This window comes from Lelliottia sp. AC1 (assembly GCF_023278595.1).
Lineage (GTDB): Bacteria > Pseudomonadota > Gammaproteobacteria > Enterobacterales > Enterobacteriaceae > Enterobacter > Enterobacter nimipressuralis.
The window spans coordinates 351,943-372,746 of record NZ_CP025699.1 but is presented as its reverse complement, the minus strand read 5'-3'; the positions used below and the strand labels follow the sequence as shown (position 1 = coordinate 372,746).

At 56.1% G+C, this 20,804-nt stretch carries 22 protein-coding genes; 12 read left to right on the top strand and 10 right to left on the bottom strand.

Annotated elements, in window-relative coordinates; genetic code table 11:
- The first annotated feature begins 41 nt into the window (after positions 1 to 41).
- From flgA to C0560_RS01720, 5 genes are all read left to right on the top strand, one after another.
- On the top strand, positions 42 to 827 hold the full coding sequence (gene flgA / locus C0560_RS01740) for a flagellar basal body P-ring formation chaperone FlgA (RefSeq protein WP_123429880.1): 786 nt from the start codon (positions 42 to 44) through the stop codon (positions 825 to 827).
- Between the two features lie 128 nt (positions 828 to 955).
- A complete protein-coding gene (flgM, locus tag C0560_RS01735; RefSeq protein WP_100778025.1) occupies positions 956 to 1,228 on the top strand; it encodes a flagellar biosynthesis anti-sigma factor FlgM in 273 nt (90 codons plus the stop codon).
- A 2-nt stretch (positions 1,229 to 1,230) separates the two neighbouring features.
- A complete protein-coding gene (locus tag C0560_RS01730; RefSeq protein WP_100778026.1) occupies positions 1,231 to 1,668 on the top strand; it encodes a flagella synthesis protein FlgN in 438 nt (145 codons plus the stop codon).
- A gap of 1 nt (position 1,669) precedes the next feature.
- The gene (locus C0560_RS01725) at positions 1,670 to 2,803 is read left to right on the top strand and encodes a hypothetical protein (protein WP_123429879.1); all 1,134 of its coding nucleotides are present in this window, start codon (positions 1,670 to 1,672) and stop codon (positions 2,801 to 2,803) included.
- Between the two features lie 2 nt (positions 2,804 to 2,805).
- Positions 2,806 to 3,471, top strand: coding sequence for a glycosyltransferase family 25 protein (locus C0560_RS01720; RefSeq protein WP_123429878.1), 666 nt, complete (start codon positions 2,806 to 2,808; stop codon positions 3,469 to 3,471).
- 156 nt (positions 3,472 to 3,627) lie between these two features.
- Here the strand turns inward: C0560_RS01720 and C0560_RS01715 are convergent, their stop codons facing one another.
- Genes C0560_RS01715 through C0560_RS01675 form a run of 9 tightly spaced genes read right to left on the bottom strand, consistent with a single transcriptional unit; the run spans position 3,628 to position 12,606 of the window.
- Positions 3,628 to 4,566, bottom strand: coding sequence for a hypothetical protein (locus C0560_RS01715; protein ID WP_123429877.1), 939 nt, complete (start codon positions 4,564 to 4,566; stop codon positions 3,628 to 3,630).
- Positions 4,567 to 4,600: 34 nt separating this feature from the next.
- Positions 4,601 to 5,980: a glycosyltransferase family 2 protein gene (locus C0560_RS01710; RefSeq protein ID WP_248859492.1), complete on the bottom strand. Its 1,380-nt coding sequence runs from the start codon at positions 5,978 to 5,980 to the stop codon at positions 4,601 to 4,603.
- Position 5,981: 1 nt separating this feature from the next.
- Complete coding sequence (gene fliJ, locus C0560_RS01705; protein ID WP_100778031.1) at positions 5,982 to 6,425, bottom strand: flagellar export protein FliJ; 444 nt, start codon at positions 6,423 to 6,425, stop codon at positions 5,982 to 5,984.
- 6 nt (positions 6,426 to 6,431) lie between these two features.
- Positions 6,432 to 7,751 (bottom strand): flagellar protein export ATPase FliI, encoded by a 1,320-nt coding sequence (fliI, locus tag C0560_RS01700; protein WP_181827179.1) that lies wholly within the window; start codon positions 7,749 to 7,751, stop codon positions 6,432 to 6,434.
- Positions 7,744 to 8,490 carry a flagellar assembly protein FliH gene (fliH, locus tag C0560_RS01695; RefSeq protein WP_129036123.1) on the bottom strand — a complete coding sequence of 249 codons (747 nt, stop codon included), beginning with the start codon at positions 8,488 to 8,490 and terminating at the stop codon, positions 7,744 to 7,746. The genes fliI and fliH overlap by 8 nt, the downstream gene beginning before the upstream one ends.
- 2 nt (positions 8,491 to 8,492) lie before the next feature.
- Positions 8,493 to 9,527, bottom strand: a complete 1,035-nt coding sequence (locus C0560_RS01690; RefSeq protein WP_100778034.1) for a flagellar motor switch protein FliG — start codon at positions 9,525 to 9,527, stop codon at positions 8,493 to 8,495.
- Positions 9,496 to 11,169, bottom strand: coding sequence for a flagellar basal-body MS-ring/collar protein FliF (fliF, locus tag C0560_RS01685; RefSeq protein ID WP_248859491.1), 1,674 nt, complete (start codon positions 11,167 to 11,169; stop codon positions 9,496 to 9,498). The genes C0560_RS01690 and fliF overlap by 32 nt, the downstream gene beginning before the upstream one ends.
- A 10-nt stretch (positions 11,170 to 11,179) precedes the next feature.
- Positions 11,180 to 11,554 carry a flagellar hook-basal body complex protein FliE gene (gene fliE / locus C0560_RS01680; RefSeq protein WP_100778036.1) on the bottom strand — a complete coding sequence of 125 codons (375 nt, stop codon included), beginning with the start codon at positions 11,552 to 11,554 and terminating at the stop codon, positions 11,180 to 11,182.
- A gap of 20 nt (positions 11,555 to 11,574) precedes the next feature.
- Entirely contained in the window at positions 11,575 to 12,606 is a 1,032-nt protein-coding gene (locus C0560_RS01675) for a sigma-54-dependent Fis family transcriptional regulator (RefSeq protein ID WP_107702453.1), read from the bottom strand.
- A gap of 486 nt (positions 12,607 to 13,092) precedes the next feature.
- Between C0560_RS01675 and C0560_RS01670 the strand changes: the two genes are divergently transcribed.
- Genes C0560_RS01670 through C0560_RS01640 form a run of 7 tightly spaced genes read left to right on the top strand, consistent with a single transcriptional unit; the run spans position 13,093 to position 19,387 of the window.
- Positions 13,093 to 13,974, top strand: coding sequence for a FliM/FliN family flagellar motor switch protein (locus tag C0560_RS01670; protein ID WP_129036122.1), 882 nt, complete (start codon positions 13,093 to 13,095; stop codon positions 13,972 to 13,974).
- Positions 13,967 to 14,368: a FliM/FliN family flagellar motor switch protein gene (locus tag C0560_RS01665; RefSeq protein ID WP_100778039.1), complete on the top strand. Its 402-nt coding sequence runs from the start codon at positions 13,967 to 13,969 to the stop codon at positions 14,366 to 14,368. Before C0560_RS01670 ends, C0560_RS01665 begins: the two co-directional genes overlap by 8 nt.
- Complete coding sequence (fliP, locus tag C0560_RS01660; protein WP_100778040.1) at positions 14,365 to 15,117, top strand: flagellar type III secretion system pore protein FliP; 753 nt, start codon at positions 14,365 to 14,367, stop codon at positions 15,115 to 15,117. Before C0560_RS01665 ends, fliP begins: the two co-directional genes overlap by 4 nt.
- A 2-nt stretch (positions 15,118 to 15,119) precedes the next feature.
- Positions 15,120 to 15,392, top strand: coding sequence for a flagellar biosynthesis protein FliQ (gene fliQ / locus C0560_RS01655; RefSeq protein WP_100778041.1), 273 nt, complete (start codon positions 15,120 to 15,122; stop codon positions 15,390 to 15,392).
- A gap of 5 nt (positions 15,393 to 15,397) precedes the next feature.
- The gene (fliR, locus tag C0560_RS01650) at positions 15,398 to 16,171 is read left to right on the top strand and encodes a flagellar biosynthetic protein FliR (protein ID WP_248859489.1); all 774 of its coding nucleotides are present in this window, start codon (positions 15,398 to 15,400) and stop codon (positions 16,169 to 16,171) included.
- Positions 16,168 to 17,304, top strand: a complete 1,137-nt coding sequence (flhB, locus tag C0560_RS01645) for a flagellar biosynthesis protein FlhB (protein WP_371923378.1) — start codon at positions 16,168 to 16,170, stop codon at positions 17,302 to 17,304. Before fliR ends, flhB begins: the two co-directional genes overlap by 4 nt.
- On the top strand, positions 17,291 to 19,387 hold the full coding sequence (locus C0560_RS01640) for a flagellar biosynthesis protein FlhA (RefSeq protein ID WP_100778044.1): 2,097 nt from the start codon (positions 17,291 to 17,293) through the stop codon (positions 19,385 to 19,387). Before flhB ends, C0560_RS01640 begins: the two co-directional genes overlap by 14 nt.
- 273 nt (positions 19,388 to 19,660) lie before the next feature.
- Here the strand turns inward: C0560_RS01640 and C0560_RS01635 are convergent, their stop codons facing one another.
- The gene (locus tag C0560_RS01635) at positions 19,661 to 20,593 is read right to left on the bottom strand and encodes a lysozyme inhibitor LprI family protein (RefSeq protein WP_248859487.1); all 933 of its coding nucleotides are present in this window, start codon (positions 20,591 to 20,593) and stop codon (positions 19,661 to 19,663) included.
- Positions 20,594 to 20,804: the final 211 nt, after the last annotated feature.

Here is a 20,804-nt window from a genome sequence, read left to right as displayed (position 1 = left end):
TGCAATCTTTAAAGCAACTATCGTGCCAGGTTCATAACATCATGATTAATAGCGTTTTATCACTGTTTTCACCGCGCAATGGGAAGGGCTTTTTCCGCTCCTCTTTGACCACAGCCATACTGTGCTTTTCCGCGGCTTCCGCCGCCGCGCCGCCCCAGCCCACCAGCGCCCGTAAGCAGGTGCATTCCCGCGTCCAGCAGGCGGCCTCCGAGGCGATTCGTCAGGAAGCCCAGCGCAGCCGCTGGGAGGATTACCAGGCAAAGCTCAATCTGTTTATTCCTTCTGAAATCTCGCAGTACGCCCCCTGCGCCGCCCCCCTCACCGTCAGCACGCCAACGGGCGAACGCCTCGATCTGCGCAGGCTGCGTTTTGACGTGCGTTGCGAAAGCGCGGGCGGCTGGGAAGTGGCGGTGACGGTCAAACCGGACATCTATCTCGCCGTATTGATGGCCAAAAACACCCTGGAGCGCGGGCACGTGCTCGGGCCGTCCGATATCACCCTGAAGAAGTTCAATATCAGCAATCTGCGCAGCGGTTACGTCACCCATCCGGATGATGTGGTTGGCCTGACGCTCAAGCGCCGCGTGCGGGAACTCCAGCCTTTAAGCATGAGCCAGCTCGATTCGCCGGTGATGGTTGAGCGCGGTCAGCGGGTGCTGATGATTGCCGATCAGGACGGCGTCGAGGCCCGCACCATGGGGATCGCCAGCAAAAAAGGGCGCAAAGGCGAGATGATCAAAGTGAAGAATGAGAGCAGCGAGCGGGAAGTGACCGCCATCGTCAGCGAGATGGGCGTGGTCAGAACCAGCCTGAGCGCGAAAAATTAAAAAACTTTACGCAGGGCTTAAGTTTCGCCCTGAGTGCGTCGCTTTACAGGGGTATGGAGATCGGAAACGTTTTTTCCGCCCGCTGAACAGCTGACGCAACCTGCACAAACAAGAAGATGGAGTAAGCGATGAAAGTGACATCCCCCCAGTACGCCATGACGAGCGCGATTAATCAGTCCAGTGCGACGGCACAGACTCGCACCGCAGGTGCTGAGGAGATGAAAGTCGCACGCACCACCGCGATTGATCCGGTTCTCGGTGATGCGCAGACACAGCTGGCAAGCCTGCCAGAAGTGGATATGGCGCGCGTCGCCAGTATGAAAGAGGCTATCGCCAGCGGGAAAATCAGTGTCGATCTCGATGCCCTGACCAGCGCGATAGAGCAATACTATCAGAGGTAAAAATGAGTAACGCCGCACAGAGCGTCAGAACGCTGATTCAGGGCATGGTCGACGATCGCAACCATTACAACCAGCTAAAGACCCTGCTGACGGATCAGCGCCAGTTCCTGATCGCGCGTAACGCGCAGGCACTGGAGACGCTGAACGCCAGCATTTTCACGGTTTATGAACAGCTTCTGGAAAACAGCAAACAGCGCTATCAGCTCCTGACCCGGCTCGGTATCCCCGCCGGTGCGCACGGCCTGCGCACGCTCTTCACCCGCCTGCCCGCCGCCAATCAGTCGCAGCTCAACACGCTCTGGGATTCGCTGGAGCAAGCAGCCGCAGAATGTAAAACGTTGAACGACAGCAACGGCATGGTACTGGCGATGCAGCAGGAGGTTCTGCAAAACCTGTTTAACGTAGGCGAGCCGGAGAACTGGCTTTATCGGCAGGTGTAAGATGATTGGTTTTTACATGGAAACCATCGAGAACGCGCAATTCTACTCGCGCGTGATCAACGCACTGCCCGCCGAGGAGCAGCAAGAGATCGTAGCCATTTCCCCCTGGGAGCCGATCTCGGCTTGGCTCAGTGAAAATCTCAGCAACGTTGCGCTTTGCCCTATTTCCGGGGAGATAAACCTCCCTTCGCCGGAGGCTTTTCAGCAACAAAAACCGGTGCTCTTTAGCCGCATCGACAGCGATATCCGTGGCTCACGCGAATTTTTGATTCAGAAACTGGAATATCAGCGCTGCTGGAATATTTATCTTTATATCCTGCTTCAGCTGATGAACAAGCCGGAGCTGAACAGCATGCGCAAGATGATCCTGTGTTCAGGCAACGGCCTCGCTGAACAGCCCGCCACGCTCTTTTGCCAGCAGCGCAATATCACGACACGCTATGTCGAACTCTCGAATTTCCCCAACAAAGTATTTATCGATCCGACTGGCTCCAATGCCCGGTCCGCACTGGCCCTAAACCCGGAATGTCTGGATGCGCTGCCAGACGTAGCGGAAGATATCCACACGCAGTGGATGGCAGAGTACGAAGCCGAAAAACGCCAGCCGCCGCTCCAGGCACGCAATAATCCGTGTGAAAAATTAATCAGTGAGATTTCCCAGGATCGCGTTCTGGGCAGACGGGGCGATTTCCTGTTTTTGCCACTTCAGGTCTCCTATGATACGCAGCTGTGGCTGAATGCCGATCTGCGTAACGAAGATGCAATCCGTCACGCCAGCCGGGCCGCGCGTCAGGAAAAACGCGATTTGGTCGTCAAAATTCATCCGGCGGAAACAGTGCCGTCTGAACTGGTGAATATTGCCAGACTCCAGCAGCGCTACGGCTTTAAAATCACCCAGGAAAATACCGTCGATTTGATCAAAGCCGCTGCAAGAGTCATCACCATTAACTCCACCGTGGGGCTTGAGGCGAAGCTCTATCGCAAGCCGGTAGAGGTGCTGGGACGGGCGTTTTATCAGCATTTCAGCCACGAGCAGCTCAAAAAATACCTCCATCGCTATCTGTTCACCGGCATCGAAGCCCGGGCAAACACAAGCATTCCAGTGGCGATCGCACGCGCATTTATCAGGCACTGACAATGAACGAACCAATTAACTGGGACGCCTTTTCCCGGATTGTCTATATCAATCTGGCCCACCGCCGCGACCGTAATGTTCGCATGAAACGTCAGCTTCGCGAGCTGAACGCGCCGAAAGAAAAAATCATCCGCTTCGAGGGGGTCAAAGCCACGCCCGGCGCCATAGGGTGCGTGAAATCGCACATCGCCGTACTGGAGATGGCGATAGCGCAAGACTGGGACGATGTGTTGATTCTGGAAGATGACTTTGAGTTTTGCCGCGATGCGCAAAGCATCACCCGGCTCAATGCCTGGTTAATCAGACTGAGCACGCTTCGCTGGGATGTTGCCCTGCTGGCGGCGAATTATCAGCACGTTACGCCGCTTAAAAGCGTTGAGTATCTGCTGCGGGTGAACCGGGCCTGGTGCTCATGCGCGTACCGGGTGAACCGCCATTACTTTGCGACACTGCTCGATAATTTTCGCCAGAGCCTGACCTTGCTGGAGCTTGAAAACCCACCGCCGCATGCGGTGCTGGATGTGAACTGGTGGCATCTAATGATGAAAGATTGCTGGCTTGGGCTTTATCCTTGCGCCGGTTTTCAGATCCAGGATAAAAGCGATATCGAACAGTCCATCGTCGATTATCGCCCCCTATTCTTTAAATCTTTGGACGCGATTTCGTAAGGGGGACGGTAACTCTGTCGTGATCAGCAGAAGCCTGACCCAGACTAACCCTCTATAGAAAAAAAACATAGACATCAAAACGTTATCTTCATGGTTTTGATGTCTATTTAAATTAAAAGGCTGAACGGCTAACGTTAATAGTGACGGCCTGGAACATCAAATCAACGACAGCCCACACAGCAACGTGTAATCCGCAGAATTCGCGCCCTTCCACACATTTCCGCTCTGCCAGTTAAACCACGCGCTAAACAGCGCCACCACATCGTTGTGGGTGAGCTGAGCGTTGTCTTCGAGCCACATGGCGCACAGCATTTTCAGCTGGAACATCATGCGGGTCAGGGACATCAGCACATCACCGTAGTTGTCGGCGTCGGGACCTGGCAGACATTCGCCATACAGTTTATAGATCAGGGCGTTGCGTAGGATATGCGGCTGTTCGTTCAGCAGGGCGTTGCGCGCGGCACCGGCTTCCAGCTCGCGTAAGCGATCCTGCAGACGGGCAGGCTGCATCACCGCCAGCTCGCTGAGCTTCAGCATCATGCTCATTTTCTGCATTGCCGGCAGATTGAGGGTCAGGCGCATCGCGCCCATCTGCTCCAGCGCTTCCACGCGATTCACCTCAATCGGCGGCAGAAGGCGCAGCTGTTCGTCGAGGATCCCGCGCTCCGCCAGCGCCGAAAGCTGCTCGCCCATCTCCAGCAGCTGGTGCGGCTCGCACTGATCGCTGTCGAGATAACGCTGCGCTTTACTGAGCAACACGCCGATGGCGTACAGGCTGCTCTCCAGCGTCAGCGCCGGATGGACCGCCAGGTTGATGCACTGCTGGTTCAGGGTTTCGTCCCAGGCGCTCAGCCCCTGCTCGCTCTGCGGCCGGGTCGTTGAAGTATGCAGAACAAAGGCCTGCGGGTTGAGCAGGATCTCGCGGGCCGCAGTCTCGCAGCCCGCGTCGAGGCTGTCGCGCTGCTGGTTTTTCAGCTTCACGTGAGTGACGGGCCATTCGTCCGTACGCCCCTGACAGGCAGGGCATTCGCAGGGCCGTATCCGCTCGGCAAAGCGGACGACATATTCGGGTTGGTAGTGCTCAATCAGTTCCATAGGGTACTCCGGCCGCTGGAGTGGCGGCCCTTCTTCATTGAAAGTTTTTGCGAAAAAACCAGTGGGTGCAATCGATACGCTTCCCGCTTTCGCGGTCGGATATCTCGGGTAAAAAAGCAAAGCTCGGCTGCAGACCAAGCCAGCAGCGGGCCTGCATGAGCGCAGGCCAGCATTCATCAAGGGTGAGCTGTTGCGCGATAGCCTGGCGGTAGCACGCCAGCAGCTCGGGGATGTATTCGCCGTTGACGGCATACGCGCAGCCGCAGTCACCGCGCGCGATGCGGGCCACGCCCGGCAACGCCTTGAGAGGTGAAATACGCTGATAGCGCGCCCCCAGCACCACCACCTGCCAGTCGATATGAGCCAGGCGGGAAAGGAGCTGGTTTACCGTTTTTATCGACATCTCTTTGCGCACATATTTCACCGACGCATCCACCAGCACCACGCTTTGCCACTGCTCGTGCATCGCCGTGTCCAGCACCTGGCAGTGGGACGTCAGCTCGTCCTGCCCGTCGCGGGCAAAAGGCACCAGCTGTTGCGCATCGAGTCCAAGCGCGACCAGCGCCTGACGCTGATGTTCAAGCTCATCGGGCTGGTCATACAGCACCGCCACCTTAGCGAAGGCCGACCACTGCACGGAGGTGCTGAGCGGCGCGTGGCTCAGGCGGCGATAGTGGTTAAGCAGATTGCGATCGGAGACGAAATCTTCCAGCGTCAGCGCCGTCGGCTGGCTGGAGCCGAGCACGAAATCTTTGTCGTAGGTGTTGGCACTGTGCGAAATGCACAAAATTGCCTCGCGGGGATCGATTTGCAGCACCGGCGCGGTGAAGTTGTTCAGGAACGCCTGCTCTTCCGCCAGCATCGCGGAGTCTTCATAGCGATGGTTTTTCAGGAAGTGGCGATGATAGGCAAAGGTGCCGTTCAGGGCATGGTGGGCGCCAAACGAATGGGTGCGATAGATTTTATCGAGATGGCTGTACCAGATATAAATGGTATCGCTGCCGGAAAAGAGGGCATTGTTGCGCTGCATTTCGCCCACTTGCGCGCTGATTTTGTTCGGCGGGTAGTAGTCGTCATCGTCAAAGCAGACGATGTACTCCCCTTTGGCCAGCTCGTTGAGTTTGTTGCGTTTTTCACCGAGATCCAGCTGCTCCGGGCTGTGGATATAACGCACATTGTCCACGCGCGCATCGACCATCATGGCGATCAGATCTTCGTTGCTTTGCGCGGAATCGTCGAGGATCACCAGCTCGCGTTTATCGGCCGGATAGTCTTGATACTGAAAGAGATAGAGCAAATAGGGCAGGAACGCCCGGCGCTCCCACGTCGGACAGATCACGCTGACAAACGGGAATTCGGTGATTTTTTTCTGCTGCTGGCGTTTGAGCAGCGACTGCATCAAATTAGTAGCCATCTTATCGCTGCCGCTGGGCCTGTTGTTGTCTTAACCAACACTGCGCGGAGACGGCGTCAGTGACTTTTTGCTCGCGGCGCTCCTGCGCCTGGCGCAGGTCCTGTCGACGGCCATCAAGCACCAGTTCGAGGCTCTTTTCCCGGCGCGATTCCGCCAGCAAATTCCCCTGCAATTTTTGCGCTTCGACTGTCGCGAGCGCCTGCTCCTGCCGCTGCCAGTCGATCACTCGCTGGATATTGCGTTTGTAGAACGACTGGTTGTGGAGCATGGTCGCGCTGCCCTGCATCTCCGGCGTGCTGTGGTTGACGAGGTTCGACAGGGCGTGAATGTTCTTCTCCAGGCGCTGGCACAGCTGCTGCTGAGTGGCGAGTTTACTGCTGAGATCTTTTACCGCACGGTTGCGCAGCACATGGAGTTGTTCGAGGGTCTGAATCAGTTTACTCATCGTCGATTATCCTGCTTTCGCCAGTACGTTGAGATCGGAGATGGTTTTGTCGAGCAGCGCCGCATCCTGCACTTCCTGCTCCAGGAACCGGGTGATTGCCGGGGCGAGATTGACCGCTTTATCGGCCATCGGATCGGCACCCGCCACGTATCCGCCCAGCGGGATGAGCGGCTTGATGCTCTGGTATTCGGCGTACAGCTGCTTGAGGGTGCGCGCCGAAAGCTGGTGTTCGCGCTCCGTCACCTGGCTCATACAGCGGCTGATGGATTGCCCGATGTCGATGGCCGGGTAGTGGCCCGCTTCCGCCAGATGTCGCGACAGGACGATGTGCCCGTCCAGCACCGCACGGGCGCAGTCGACTATCGGGTCCTGCTGGTCATCACCTTCTGCCAGCACCGTGTAGATTGCGGTCATTGAGCCGTGGCTTTCGCTGTTGCCCGCGCTTTCAACCAGTCTCGGGATCATGCCGAATGCCGATGGCGGATAGCCTTTCGTGGCGGGCGGTTCGCCCAACGAAAGGGCGATTTCACGCTGCGCCATGGCGTAGCGGGTTAAAGAATCCACCAGCAACAGAACGTCTTTACCCTTATCGCGGTAGTAGCTGGCGATGGTGTGGCACAGCTCCGTGGCTTTGATACGCATCAGCGGCGATTCGTCGGCCGGCGCGGCGACGATCACGGATTTGCGCCGCCCCTCTTCCCCCAGCGAATGTTCGATAAACTCTTTCACTTCGCGCCCGCGCTCGCCGATCAGCCCCACCACCACCACGTCGGCCTGGGTATAGCGGGTGATCATGCCGAGGAGCACGCTTTTGCCAACGCCGCTCCCCGCCATTAACCCCACTCGCTGGCCTTTGCCGATGGTCAACAGGCCGTTAATCGCCCGCACGCCCACGTCGAGCGGTGCGGCCACCGGCTGACGTCGCAGAGGATGCACCTGCGGGAGTTGCTGCGGCAGTACCGTGTCGCCGGAGAGTTTTCCTTTGTCGTCAATCGGCTCGCCAAGGCCGTTCACCACCCGTCCGAGCCACTGATCGCCAATCAGCACCCCCTGCTGTTTATCGGCGGGGTAAACGCGCGCGCCCGCCATCAGGCCGGAAGGCTGTTTGAAGGGCATTAAAAAGGTTACGTCGCGATCGAACCCGACCACCTGCGCCTCGATAAACTCCCCTTCGGCGCTTTCGACCTGGCACAACTGGCCGACGGCGAGACGGCACCCGACGCACTCCAGCAAAATGCCCGCCACGCGCACCAGGCGCCCGGCCACGCGGGCGAGGTTGATGTTGTCGATGGAGCGCAAAACCTGCGCGAAATCGGTGTTACTCATCGCGGGATTCCGGCAGCAGCGTCTCTTTCAGCACGTCCATACACTGGTCCAGTCGGTGCTGGCAGCCCACGTCCATTTCAGTGGTGTTGGTCACCACGCGGCATTCACCGGGGGCCAGATCGGGGTCCGCCATTAGCCCCCACTGGGCCACTTTTTCCGGCTCGGCTTCGCTGATGCGGCGATGTTCTTCGCTGTTGAGCATGACGTTGATCTGCTCGGGTTGCTGGGGCAATGCGCTCAGCGCTTCCTCCACCAGCGTCAAAATCTGCGTAGGATGCAGGGTCAGTTCACAGCGGATCACCTGCCGGGTCACTTTCTCCACCAGCTGTAATAACTCCTCGCGGCGACGCTGTTCGTAGTTCGCCATGAAGGTTTCCATCGACTGAATGATCTCATCCAGCGGATGGGCCGCGTCGAGAAACTGCTGCCGTGCCTGGGTTTTCCCTTCGGATCGCCCTTTCCGCACGCCCTCGTCAAAACCGAGGCGCAGCCCCTCCTGATATCCCTCTTCTTTACCCTCTTCCATACCCTGGGCAAATCCACGGTTCAGGCCGTCCTGAAATCCCTGCTGAAGCTGCTCCTGTATCGCCGCGCCGTCAGCCGCAGCGGGAATATCCTCCGCCACGCTGTGTGCAGGGCGGCGTTTACGCAGCGGCGGGAATTTGTACAGGCGCGGTTTGATCACCGCCTGTCGGGTCGGGGTCAGGGCGCTTAAGGGTAAGCTGTGCTTTTTAAACATGGTTACTCCATGGTCTGTTCGGCAAACAGCTGCACCTGAATCTCACCCTCTTCCGCCAGTTGACGGACGGTGGCCATGATCTCTTTACGCACATGATCGACGCGGCTCACAGGAACCGGACCCAGACGCGTAGTGGTGGATTGCAGCAGGGTAACCTGGCGTTTCGGCATGACGTTGAAAATGGTCTGGCGCAGTACCGGCTCGGTGCCTTTCAGGGCAACCGCCCACTCTTCGATGGAGATCTCCTCCATCAGACGTTGCAGCGTGGCTGGCGTCTGGCGACTCAGGATGAAGAACTCGTACATCTCCTCTTCCAGCTCCTCCACCACGCCCGCATCCCGTTCGCGCAGCTGATCGAGCAGTTGCTGCTGGTTGGACGGAATACGGTTGACGATATTGGCGGCATGTTTGATGCCGACCACTTTCGAACCGTGCTCGGACAGCACCGCCACGCCGCGTTCGATCAGGCGATCCAGTTCGTCAATCACGTCGCGGTTAACGTCATCGAGGCGCGCGATACGCCAGACGATTTCGTCCTGACGCTCCTGCGACAGGGCGCTGAGCACGCTGGCGGCCACGTCCGGCGGCAGGAAAGCGAGGAATACCGCCTGTAACTGGAGGTGCTCCTGCTCAATCAGCGCCGCCAGTTGCGGCACGTCGACCCACTGCAGACGCGCCATGCGGTGGCGGATCTCGTCGCCGTAGATACCGTTGATCACGCTGCTGGCGATTTCGCCGCCCAGCGCTTTCTCCAGAATGCTGCGCAGATAGCTGCGCGAGGCGCCGTTGATACCGCTCTGCTCGCGGTAATCATCAAAAAAGTTGTTCATCGCATAGCGCGCGTGGTCCACCTTCACGCCGTGCAGCCGCGCCATGGTGTCGCTGAGTAAAATCACTTCATCACGGTTCATCTTCTGCATCAGCTTTGCGGCGGCTTCTTCGCCCACGCTGAGCAACAGAATGGCGGCCTGCTCCAGGCGGCTGCGTCCACTTTTAACGCTACCTTTACTGCTCTTGTTTATTAGGTGTTCGCTCATTGCTGTTGATCCATTGTTTCAGTACTTCAGCCATACGTTCGGTTTCGTTTTCCGCCAGCATTTGCAGGTATTCCACCTTGGTTTCAAGGCCAGAACTGAGTGGCGGCAAGTCGGTATCCTGATTGAATGCCGGTCCTGGCAATCCGGTCAGGCCGTTTTCGGTGGTGACCAGCTCATTTTCCGGTGCGTCGTCCAGCCCTTTCGCTTCAATCGCATCGATGGCAGGCGTGTCGCGGCGCGCCAGGCGCTGAGCCAGAGGTCGCACGCCAAACAGCAGGGTTAACAGCGCCAGCAGGCCGATACCGCCCATTTGTCCCCAGTATTGAATGGACGGGTCTTGCCACCACTTCAGCACCGGCAGGCCGTCGCCCGTGATATCAACAAAGGTCAGACGGTCGAGGGTCAGAGAGTCACCGCGATCTTTTTCGATGCCAGCGGCGTCCTCGACCAGCCGCGTCAGCGTGGCGAGCTGTTCCGGCGTCATCGAGGCGAGAGACGGCGCGGCCTGATTCAGGGCCACCGCCACGCGGAGTTTCTCAAGCTTGTAGCCGGGATGACGGATGTGGCGGATATCGCGATCGAAGGCAAACTTACGCTGCTCCTGGGTGCGGTTGGTGAGGGAGCGCGGATCGCTGGTCTGGGTTTGCGTGGTTTGCTGCTGCGCGTCAGGTGCCGTGGCAGCTGCCGGTGGCGTCACGGGACGGTTACTGAGCGAGCCAGGAATGCCCATCGCCAGCTCGTTGGTGGTGTTTTCGCGGGAGATATTCTCGTCGCTGACCAGCGGCTCTTTGCCCAGGCGCTCCTGGGTCTCTTCGACGCTGCTCATGTCCACGGACGGCGTCACGCTGATGCGGTAGTTTTCGCTACCAAACAGCGGCGTCAGCAGCCCGGCGATATTACTGGTGGTTTCGTGTTTGATACGCTCAATCACATCGCGCCCCTGGCGGATGCTGGCCATATTGGTGGTGCCCTGCTGGCCGTTCTCCGACAGCAGATTGCCCGCCTGATCCACCACGCGTACGCTGTTTGCCTGCATGCCCGGCACGCTGCCGGCGACCAGTTGGACAATCGCGGCGACCTGCTGCTCATCCAGTTGTTTGCCGTAGCGCAGTTGCAACATCACCGAGGCGCTGCTCTGCGGTTTGTTGGTCATCACAAAGGAGCTGGATTCGCTCAGGCCGAGATGCACACGGGCGCTTTCCACCGGGTCGAGCGCCATAATGCTGCGCGCCAGTTCCCCTTCGAGGCTGCGTTTGTAGCGAACGTTCTGTACAAACTGGCTACTGCCGAGCATCTCCTCTTTGTCCATCAGCTCGTAGCCTTCCGGCATCACCGCCGTAATCCCTTTCGCCGCCAGCGCCATGCGTGCACGCGGGAGCTTGTTTTCGGGGATCAGGATCTGGCCGTTGTCGGGGTTTATGCGGTAGGCAATCGCCTCTGCGCCCAGAACTTCCACTACCTGCGCCACGGGAATATTTTCCTGGCTGCCGTACAGGGCCACATAGCCCTGATTGCTGCGCCACAGAGAGAAGACGATCGCCCCCACCAGCAGCAAGCCGCCTGCGGTAATCAGCCACTGGGGTTTCAGCCGCCCGGCAGGCAAGGGTAAAGCGGAGAGTTTTTCTTTTAACTTATTCAGCACGGAGGAGACCTTAGAGCGGAGTATTCATCACTTCGTCGAGCGCAGTGGTGAGTTTGTTGCGAACCTGCATCATGGCGGAGAAGGCCACGCTCGCCTTCTGCGATTCGATCATCGCACCAGCCAGATCGTCGCTCTGTCCCATTTCAATCGCTTTTTGCTTTGCTCCGGCAGAGTGCTGCACCGCATCGACATTATCGATCGCGTTATTCAGCACCTGGGAAAAGGAGAGATTGCCTGCGCCCGCCACGTCGGGAAACGACGCACCGGGGGCGATCATCTGCCCCTGATTCACTGCGCCAGACGCTGCCATCGCGGCCGTATTGTGCATTTTGTCCAGCATCGCCTGTTGGCTGGCGTGAAGACCGATAGCGGTAATTTTGTCCATTGGTTAAGTCCCTTATGCGGTTACGAGTAGCAACCGGCATCAATGCCTTCTTCACGCATTGACGCCAGTCGATAGCGCAGCGCGCGCGGGGTGATACCCAAAAAAGCCGCCGTTTTAGATTTGTTGCCGTTGTGACGTTTTAGCAGTTCGAGGATGTACTGGAACTCCGCCATCCGGCCATGAAGCTTCACGTTGCTCATCGCGCTGGCCGCGCTCTGCTGCTCGCGGTAGGCAGGCATCACGTCGAGGTCGGGCATTTCGACGGTAGGAATCATCACCGGCAGGCCAAAATCCACCGCCGTGATCTCTTCGCCGTTGCTCAGAATCATGCCGCGCTGAATAACGTTCTCCAGCTCACGCACGTTGCCCGGCCATTCGTAAGCCAGCAGCGCGTGACGCGCTTCGTCGCTCAGACGAATATTTCCTTTATGGAAGGCTTTATATTTGGAAATAAAACGCAGCGCTAAAGGAATAATGTCCTGGCGGCGTTCACGCAGCGGGGTGATATGAATGGGCACGACGGAAATACGGTAAAAGAGATCCTGACGAAAACGCCCTTCGGCAATTTCCTGCTGTAAATCTTTATTGGTGGAGGCGACCAGGCGAATATCCAGAGGAATACGTTTATGGCTGCCGAGACGCTCGACTTCCTGCTCCTGCAAAACGCGCAATAATTTCGCCTGCAGGGCTAACGGCATATCACCAATTTCATCGAGCAATAAGGTTCCGCCATTCGCCTGTTCGAATTTACCGGCAACGCCTGTGACCGCTCCGGTAAAAGCACCTTTTTCGTAGCCGAATAAAATTGCCTCAAGCATGCTTTCCGGAATGGCCGCACAGTTCACGCCAACATAAGGCGCATCGGCACCTAATGCATTCTCATGAATATAGCGGGAGATACACTCTTTTCCTGTTCCGGTCTCGCCAGTAATAAGTACCGATACATTATATTTAGCCACGCGACGCGCTAATGAAAATACATTGACGCTTTCTGGTGCGCTGGCAACAAATCCATTTTCATTTTGGGCTTCATGTTCAATAACAATACTCATAACAACTCACCAACAATTTAATCAATTCATTAACCTGAAACTGCTGCACAGATATTCCGCCGCCTGGCGCGGATATTTATAAATGCATAAGTTCGATATGGGTTACGAAAGTCACCGGATACAGTGAAGCATCGGAATTCATGACTGAAGCGCAGTATATCGGTGCGGGGTGAGATGTCTTGTTTTTAATGGGTATTAAAATATTAATCTATAAATATCATAGAGTTACAAAAGTTATTAATCTTAATAAGCGCCTGTAAAATAAGGAATTAATAACCCGGACAATCTTGTACCGATCGTCTAAAAAGAGTCTAATTCTTGTCCTTAATAAACTGTGTGCGTCTGGATTTATCTCTGGCAGGTAATTCCTCCTGAATAGATAAAGCGGCACCGTTTTAAGAAACTTAAATTATTTTAGAACCGATTAGCGTTTTTTGTTTTATCTCTGACGCTTTACGCTTATCACTCTTTTTATGCGGAAGAACTATGCAAGCAGCTCCTCAGCGAATCAGAATCTACCCACGTCAGGCGATTCCCGACATGGTGAAGCTCGATGTGAGCAAGCTCGGTCGCCCATGGCATAAATTACCCAAGTTAATGAATGACAGCTTCGATATCTTTGATTCGCGCCTGAGCATTTATTTTCTTAAAAAATTGCGGGTAAATGTCGCGCTGGAATCGATGACGTTTGCGATTGACCAGACGCATAAAAACACCCAACTTTTTTCCACGCCGCTCGGTTCCATTGCCTTTAGCATCGAGCGTTCATTACTCCTGCACATTCTTCATGACTATTATGGTCTGGGGAAAGAGAGCGGAAATATTTCACCGGACATCAGCCAACCGGTAACCAAAACAGAAGATCGTCTGAAAACAAAAATCGGGCTGGATCTCACCCGTTTGCTCATTGATAAAGAGACCTTTGGCCAGGACCTGGACATTAAAAGCGATAACACCACCATTATTAATCAGTGGGCGTGGTGCGTCACTTTTAGTCTCGAAGGGTATGAGCACGGCAGTTTTACGCTGTTATTTGATAATCAGCACGTCGATCACATGTTGATGAATTTGCGCGATCCGCTGACGGACAGCCACGCTGGCCCTAAACCCACGCCGGACCGTTCACAGATCGAACGTCTGTTTTACAGCCTGCCGCTAAAACTGAGCGGCAAAGTCGCCAGCCTGAATTTAACCGTCGCCCAACTGGCCAAAATCAAGCCGGGCGACATCATCCCTATGAGCATCAACGATCCCGTTCCTGTGTATATCGGGAAAGAGCAGATTTTTGACGCCAACATCGCCGAAGACCACAGCAAGTTATTCCTCTGTGGATTTAACGACAGAACCATCGAGAAGCCTTATGAGTGATCTGCAACAAGAATTGAGCCAGTCCCTGGATTTCAGCGATCTCAACCTCGGCGATATGCCGCGCGAAGAGACGGTTGAAGGCAATATCCGCCTGGATATTCAGGAACAACCTGAGACGGCGAGCGGCATCGACGACCTGCGCAAAATGGCGCTGTTCAGCCGCATACCGGTCACCCTGACCCTGGAAGTGGCGTCGGTCGAGATTTCGCTGGCCGACCTGATGACCGTCAACCATGACTCGGTGATTGAGCTGGATAAAATGGCCGGTGAAGCGCTGGACATCAAAGTGAACGGCATTCTGTTCGGTAAAGCCGAAGCGGTGGTGTTGAACGATAAATACGGCCTGCGCATTCTGGAGTTCAACAGCAAAGAACTGGGTGAACTGACGCGATGAAACCGCTGCTTCGCGCCGTGGCGCCCGCGCTGCTGTTTGCCGGGCTGCTCTTTTCACCGCAGCTGTTTGCGGCGAACGGCGATATTACGCTCTTTAGCTCGGCCACCACAGACGGCGGCCAGGATTACAACGTCAAAATTGAAATCCTGATCCTGATGACCCTGCTGGGGTTGCTGCCGGTGATGGTGCTGATGATGACCTGCTTTACGCGGTTTATCATCGTGCTGGCGATTTTGCGCCAGGCGCTCGGGCTGCAGCAAAGCCCGCCGAACAAAATCCTCACCGGCATCGCGCTGGCCCTGACGCTGCTGGTGATGCGCCCGGTCTGGACGACGATTTACGATGAGGCCATCGTGCCGTTTCAGAATGATGAAATCACCATGAAACAGGCGTTTGGCAAAGCGGAGACGCCGCTGAAGAACTACATGCTGGCGCAAACCAGCAATAAAGCGATGGCGCAGATGATGGATATCGCCAAAGTGACGGGCGATCCGCGCGAGCAGGATCTGACGGTGGTCACCCCCGCGTACCTGCTGAGCGAGCTGAAAACCGCCTTCCAGATTGGCTTCATGATCTACATTCCGTTCCTGGTTATCGACCTGATTGTCGCCAGTATTCTGATGGCGATGGGGATGATGATGCTGTCGCCGCTGATTGTGTCGCTGCCGTTCAAGCTGATGCTGTTTGTGCTCTGTGACGGCTGGACGCTGATTGTCGGCACCCTCACCTCCAGCGTGCAAGGGGTATAGCCATGGTCACGATGGATATTGCCGGTGACATCATGGCGAGCGGCATCAAGCTGGTGCTGATTATCTCGGCGGTGGCGATTGTGCCGAGCCTGATCGTCGGCCTGTGCGTCAGTATTTTTCAGGCGACCACGCAAATTAACGAACAGACCCTGAGCTTTCTGCCGCGTCTGCTGGTGACGCTGGCGGTGTTGATCATTGGCGGCAAATGGATGCTGACCCAGTTAGTCGACTTTACCGTCAATCTCTTTCACCAGGCGGCGGCGCTGGTGGGCTGACGGCCATGGGCATTGATATTCTCACTCTGATAAACCCGCTGATGGCGCTCGTTCTGCCGTTTGTGCGCATTCTGGCGTTTATCCACTTTTGCCCGGTGCTGGATAACCGCGCTTTCAGCAAACGCATCAAAGCGGCGCTCGCGCTGGCGCTGTCGGTGATTATCACCCCGATGCTGCCGGAAAAAGTGCTGCTCACCGAGCTGCTGTCGGTGCGTACCCTTCTGCTCATCGGAGAGCAAATGCTGTGGGGCATGCTGTTTGGCATGGCGATGCATCTGGTGTTTGTCGCCCTGCAGACCGCCGGACATATTCTTTCGATGAATATGGGCCTCGGGATGGCGATGATGAACGACCCGGTCAACGGCAGCTCGACCACCGTGATTTCGCAGATTATTTACACCTTTTGCGCCCTGCTGTTTTTCATTATGGACGGGCATCTGCTGGTGGTGACGATTCTGTTTAAAGGCTTTGTCTGGTGGCCCATCGGTCAGGCGATTAATAAACCGACATTATTATTAATCGTACAAAGCCTGGGCTGGATAATGTCTGCGGCGACATTAATCGCCCTTCCCACCACCTTTGTGATGCTGATTGTGCAAGGGGGGTTTGGCCTGCTAAACCGCATCTCTCCGACCCTGAACCTGTTCTCGCTCGGCTTTCCCATCAGCATGCTGTTCGGCCTGCTCTGTATTTCGATGATGATGACCAATATTCCCGACCACTATCTCAACCTGACCAATGAAATTCTGGCCAGGCTCGAAGCCGTAAGGAGCCACTGATGGCCCAGGGCGGAGATAAGAGCGAAAAACCCACCCCCCAGAAACTGCGCAAAGCGCGGGAAAAGGGCGATCTGCCGCGCTCGAAAGACCTGACCATGGCGGTGGGGCTGCTGACCTCGTTTATCACCCTGAGCAGCTTTTTTCCCTATTACCAGCAGCTGATTACGGAATCTTTTACCTCGGTGGGAATGATGGCCGGGCGGCTGGACGATAGCGGCGCGCTGAGCCAGTTTCTGATGCTCAACGTCTCGGTGATCTTGCGCTTTATCGCCACCCTCGCGCCGATTCCACTGGCCTGTATTGTGGCGAGCCTGATCCCCGGCGGCTGGATTTTTACACTGTCGAAGCTAAAGCCCGACTTCAAAAAAATCAGCCCGATCAGCGGCGTAAAGCGCATGTTCGCCGCCAGCCATTACGTGGAAGTGGGCAAGATGATGCTCAAGTGCGGGGTGATTCTGGCGGTGCTGTATTCGATGGTTCACAGCTCCCTGAATCCGCTGCTGCATCTGCAGCGCCTGAACCTCAACCAGGCGATCCACGCCGGTTTTGGCATTTTTCACCATGTGCTGATCTACTTCATTTCAGTGATTGTGATTTTTGCTCTGCTCGACGTGCCGCTGACCAAATTCATGTTCACCAAAAAGATGCGCATGACCAAGCAAGAGGTGAAGGAAGAGTACAAAAATAACGACGGGAATCCGCAGATCAAGGGGCGTATCCGCCAGCTCCAGCGCCAGATGGCGATGGGGCAGATTAACCGCACCGTACCAGAAGCAGACGTGATCATCACCAACCCGACCCATTTCGCGGTGGCGCTGAAATACGATCCGAACAAAGCAGAAGCCCCGTACATCGTGGCGAAAGGGGTCGATGATATCGCCCTCTACATCCGTGAAGTGGCAAGCCAGCACCAGATTGAAGTGGTGGAGTTTCCGCCGCTGGCGCGAGCGGTTTACCACTCCACGCGCGTTAACCAGCAAATTCCGGCCCAGCTTTTTCGCGCCATTGCGCATGTGCTGACCTACGTCATGCAGCTCAAATCCTGGCGCACCGGCCAGCTTGAGGCCAAACCGAGCCTGAACAAACAGATCAACATTCCTAAAGAGGTATTAAAAACCCATGGCGAACAGTAAGTCACAGCAAATGCTTGCCATTCTCCGTCAGGGCCGCATCGGCGTACCGATATTACTGCTCAGCGTGCTGGCGATGGTGATGTTGCCGTTGTCTCCGTTGATGCTGGATATTTTGTTTACCTTCAACATCGTGCTGGCCGTGACGGTCCTGCTGGTGGCGGTAAACATGCAGCGTCCGCTCGATTTTGCCGTGTTCCCGACGCTCCTGCTGATCACCACCCTGATGCGACTGACCCTGAACGTCGCCTCCACGCGTGTGGTGTTACTCCACGGCCACGAAGGGGAAGGTGCAGCCGGTAAGGTGATCGAGGCCTTCGGACAGGTGGTGATCGGCGGCGATTTCGTCGTCGGCTTTGTCGTATTCATCATCCTGATGATCATCAACTTTGTGGTGGTCACCAAAGGGGCAGAGCGTATTTCCGAAGTGTCGGCGCGTTTCACCCTTGATGCCCTGCCCGGTAAACAGATGGCGATCGACGCCGACCTGAATGCGGGGCTGATTAATCAGAAACAGGCGCGCGATCGGCGTAAAGAGGTGTCGAAAGAGGCCGACTTCTACGGCGCGATGGACGGGGCCTCGAAGTTTGTCCGTGGTGACGCCATCGCCGGGATCATGGTGCTGGTGATTAACGTCATCGGCGGGATCTGTATCGGTATCTTCAAATACGATCTTGATGCCAGCCACGCGTTCCAGCAGTACGTTCTGCTGACCATCGGTGACGGCCTGGCGGCGCAGATCCCTTCCCTGCTGCTGGCGACCGCCGCAGCGATTATCGTGACGCGCGTCAGCGACGGCGATGACGTCAGCGATGAGATCAAAACCCAGCTGCTGGCCAAACCGCATGTGCTCTACACCGCCGCCTTCGTCATGTTTATTCTGGCGATTGTCCCCGGTATGCCACACATCGCGTTTCTGTGCTTCACCGGTTTACTGCTGTTTGCCGCCTGGCGGCAGAGCAAAGTGGTTAAACCCGCCGAAGAAGAGACGGATTACGAGGCGATTACCGACGCACTGGGCCAGGATGTCGCGCCTGCTATCAACTGGGAAAGCATTCCGCTGGTGGAGCCGATTGGCCTGAATCTGGGGTACAAACTGGTGACGCTGATTGACTCGGCAAAGGGCAGCCCGCTGTCGCAACGTATTCGCGGGGTGCGCCAGGTGGTGTCTGAGCAGTGTGGTGTGCTGCTGCCGGAGATTCGCATCCGGGAGAATTTCCGCCTCAAGCCTGCGCAATATGCGATTCATATCAACGGCATTCGCACTGCGCTGGCGGAGGTGTACGCTGAAAAACTGATGGCGATTCCAGGGGCGGAGCTGTACGGCGAAATCGACGGCGTGCTGGATACAGATCCGGCGTACGGCATGGCGATCGTCTGGATCGACCCGGAGCAGAAAGCCAATGCGCTGAATCTGGGTTATCAGGTGGTGGACTGCGCCAGCGTGGTCGCGACGCACGTCAATAAAGTCGCCCGCGAGCATCTGCCGGAGCTGTTTAATTACGACGATATTACCCATCTGCACGCCCGTCTGGCGCAACAGGCGCCGAAGCTGGCGGAGGATCTGTCGAACGCCCTCAACTTTAGTCTGCTGCTGCGGATTTACCGCCAGCTGCTGCTGGAGCAAGTGTCGCTGAAAGATATTGTCACCATCGCCTCGACGCTGCTGGAAAGCTCGGCAGTGACTAAAGATCCGATCCTGCTGACCTCCGACGTGCGTTACGCCCTGCGTCGCGCCATTATTCATAATATCAATGGTGACCGGCAGAAGCTGGCGGCCTACACCATTGATAACGCGCTGGAGAATATGCTGCTGGGCGCGCTAAATCAGTCTCAACAGAGTGGAAAAGTGGCGCTGGATAGCTTCCCGGTCGACCCGAACATTCTGACGCAGTTGCAGAACACGATGCCGATTATTCAGGAGCAGATGAAAGCGAAAGGGATGCCACCGCTGCTGCTGGTGACGCCGCAGCTGCGACCACTGATTTCACGCTATGGACGTCTGTTTGCCAGCAATTTGAATGTACTGTCGTATAACGAGGTACCGGATGACAGTGATTTGACGATTGTGGGGACGTTGTCGTGAGATTATATTTGGCAATCATGCCGGTTAATCCCTTTATGAGCTTAGTGGAACTGTTCCGTTCACTTCATATCCTCTGCTTCCTGTCTGTTTCTCTGCGGTGAACGTGTAAAGGGCGCTCGCCGCCGCGCCCTTTACAATCCCGGCTCCCGGCCAGGAAAATCGCCGCTTCGCGGTGCCCTCAGCTTATTCCTTCAGGCTTTCGGGTCGGGCGCGATCCTGCATCCGTGCAGGCCGCCCCCTCTCCGCACATCCATAGCAAAGCAACCGATCACCTTACTGATCCAAAAAACGCAGTTTCCACCCCGCCAGCGTGCGGGGCATATGCCGCTGATCGCTACCGTCGGTGCTGTAATAGCTGAACATCAGGCCACCCCCTTTCGCTGGCGAAATCAGCCCGGCCCAGATTTCCCCTTTCGGCGTGTACATCACGATAGCCGTGTGTTTGTTTGCCGCGCCTTGCACCCACATGGAGATCACGCGGGCACCGATGTTGTCGATATCATTCTGATAAATATAGACGTTCGCGCTGTTGACGAAGTTCTGGTAATCGTCGCCGACTAGCGTGCGGAATTTGTCGTCGAGGGCGGCATCCTGGAAGATCCCGAGGGTGAGCAGCGTCGCTTTGGGGCGCGGATCGTGTTCCGCCATCTGATAAGCGCCATCGAGGAATACCCCGGCTGGCATTGACATGCGGCAACCCCAGTCGGAGTTACTGTAAACCTGGAGAGAACCGTCGTGTTTGGGGATCAGCAACAGTTTGCAGTTATTGGTGTCCACCACCTTTTCGACCACCAGCATCCCGTAGAGTTTGCGCGCCTCGGCGGTGAATTCATCTTTGTTTAACCCCGCCCAGGCACGAATATCCAGCGTCTCGCTCCACTGGGCACTGCGACTGAACTGGATCACCCCGCCGCTCATATTGGGCGCCAGCATGTTCCACCATTTGCCTTCCCACTTAAAATCGCGGTTAACGTTGGAAATCCCACTGATCCCGGCGTAGTACGCACGTTCAATGCAGACGGCAGTTGTGCATTTTTCCAGCAGTTTTTCCCAGTGGAGATACTCTTTATCGTTTGCCGCCAGACCATCCTGATGAATCGCCTGCTGATAAACCACCGACAGGGTGCTGTCGAGCCAGTGCAAGTTGTCGTTATTGCAGATGGTATTTTCCAGCGGGGTGACGGCGCGCTGGCAGTTCACGGCCATCGCACTGCCACTTAACATTAACGTGAGGCAAAACAGAAAACGGCAAAAGCGAGGGATCATATTTGTTCAACTTTCATCCAATAATAGAGCTATTGTGGCGAATGGATCAGCGCTTTGCAATATAAACCCATTCACGATAACTATATGAATAGAAAATGAAAATGAAGTGTTAAGTTCTGTTTGTATTTTGTCGCATTAAAAGAGGGGATGT